General features: G+C 58.1%; 2 protein-coding genes. Both read right to left on the bottom strand.

What is annotated here, in order from left to right:
• Positions 1 to 506, bottom strand: a 506-nt coding sequence (locus NP77_RS22560) for an LLM class flavin-dependent oxidoreductase (RefSeq protein WP_039662030.1), incomplete at its 3' end; no start/stop codon positions are given.
• A 69-nt stretch (positions 507 to 575) separates the two neighbouring features.
• Positions 576 to 1,988: an FAD/NAD(P)-binding protein gene (locus NP77_RS22555; RefSeq protein WP_039662028.1), complete on the bottom strand. Its 1,413-nt coding sequence runs from the start codon at positions 1,986 to 1,988 to the stop codon at positions 576 to 578.
• Positions 1,989 to 2,030 lie beyond the last annotated feature (42 nt).

Genomic DNA, 2,030 nt, shown 5'->3' with positions numbered 1-2,030 from the left:
ACCTGCAGATACTCATCGGCATAGTCGTAGCGCGCATCGTGGTCGGTCTGAGCCTGATGCCCGATATTGCGCGCACCACTTTCCAGATAGGAGGTCACAATATTCCAGCCAATACGGCCCTTGGTCAGATGATCCAGGGTCGAGATCCGCCTCGCAAACGGGTAGGGGTGTTCAAAGGACAGCGAGGCAGTCAGGCCAAAGCCCAGATGTTCTGTCACCATGGCCATCGGCGTGATTAACGCCAGCGGATCATTTACCGGCACCTGCGTAGCCTGACGGATAGCGGCATGGTTATTACCGTTGAGCACGTCATAGACACCCAGCACGTCAGCAATAAACAACCCATCAAACTTACCGCGCTCCAGCAGCCGCGCTAAATCGGTCCAGTACTCCAGGTCTTTGTACTGCCATGAGCGGTCACGGGGATGCGCCCACAAGCCGGGTGACTGATGACCGACACAGTTCATATCGAAAGCATTCAGGCGAATTTCACGTTGCGATGACATAGCGACTCCTGAGCGGATGCGGCAATCGCTTGCCGCCCACTATTAATAATGTGGTTTAAGGTCGGGGATTTAGTACGTCAGTGAGCCAGGACATCGCTCGCTGAGCGACAGTGGCGGGGTGCTAAGCAGTTGCCGTGCGACAGATTCAGCATGTTCCGCCACCTGCGGTAATCCCATCAGCTCGCCAAAACGACCCCGAGCGGCAGGCCCGGCGACGTAAAGACTGGAATTCGCTTCACCGTTAACATTCAGCGTCTGTGACAGCGCATTAACATGGATTCCCAGCGCCAGCGGATCGGGCTGAATCACGCCGTCACTCTGCAGCTGTCTCAACAGCGCGTTGCTGTTAAGCAAAGCGTTGTGCGCGGGGCCGGTGGTGACAATCACTTTCTCCACCTCGAGCATATGCGATTGCGCGCCACGCAGGCGCAGCGTAAGCCGGAGCGTTTCGCCACCCGATTCGGCTGCGATCAGGCGCGCCGCCAGCAACGACAGCTGACCGCTGGCCTGCTGCTGGCTGAGAACCTGGCTCACCTGCGGTGCAATCCGGTAGCGATGGACGTCCCACCAGGGGCGAAGATGATGCAGAAAGCGTTGCTGCTCGTGCAGCGACAGACTCTGCCAGATGCGCTGACCGTTACGGCGGATGTCATCCAGTACCAGCTGCCAGGGCAGATTCATCGCCGCCGCATTTCTGACTTCCTGACGCACCCGATGTAACCAACTGCGCGCGGTAGCAGTCTGCGGCTGACTGTAATCCAGCGTGTAGTTCTCTGAACTGCCACTGAGGTTTGCACGCGGAAGCTGTCCACGGCGGGAGAAAGCGGTGATCGCTCCACGATGCTTCTGACGATGTAGCGACGCCACCACATCTGACATCGTCAGACCTGACCCGATGATTGCGACCCGATCGTAAGGGGCGACTTGTGCCAGCGCATCGCTCTGCCACGGATTAGCAATCAATCCCGGATGGTCCTGAAGCGACTTCAGCAGAACAGGAAGGTCCGGCGGTGGATGGCTGATCGCCAGCACGACCTGATCGGCCCGGATCTGCTGCCCTGAAGCCGTGGTCACCACCCCATTCTTAAAAGCGACCGCACTGTCACGAAGATGGTTAAGTTTTACTGGTGAGCGCTGCTGTTGAGACTCAAACTGCGCATTGACCCAGCGACCAAACTCACCACGTTGCGGATAGACGTTATCGTCATGCCACAGTGCCTGCGGATCGGCGCTAAAAGCCGGTGATGCGCGATAGTCGCGGTCGAATGCGCCCTCGTCATCACCTGCCAGCTGCATTTTGGCGGCTGGCACATTAATGCGGTGAGCTGGATCGGTAGTGCCATATGCCACGCCCTGCGCAAGCTGCGCGCGCGGTTCAATGACCGTTACCTGCAATCCCGACTCACCCAGCCGGGCCAGATGGATCGCCAGCGCGGTACCGGTGAACCCACCGCCGATAATGACAATCTGCTGTTGTAACATACACAAGCCTTCTCTTCTTTTAACTGGCTAACTGGCGCTGGC

The sequence above is a fragment of the Pantoea sp. MBLJ3 genome (assembly GCF_000816655.1).
In the GTDB taxonomy this organism is placed as follows: domain Bacteria; phylum Pseudomonadota; class Gammaproteobacteria; order Enterobacterales; family Enterobacteriaceae; genus Pantoea; species Pantoea eucalypti.
This window is presented reverse-complemented; position numbering and strand designations above follow the sequence as displayed.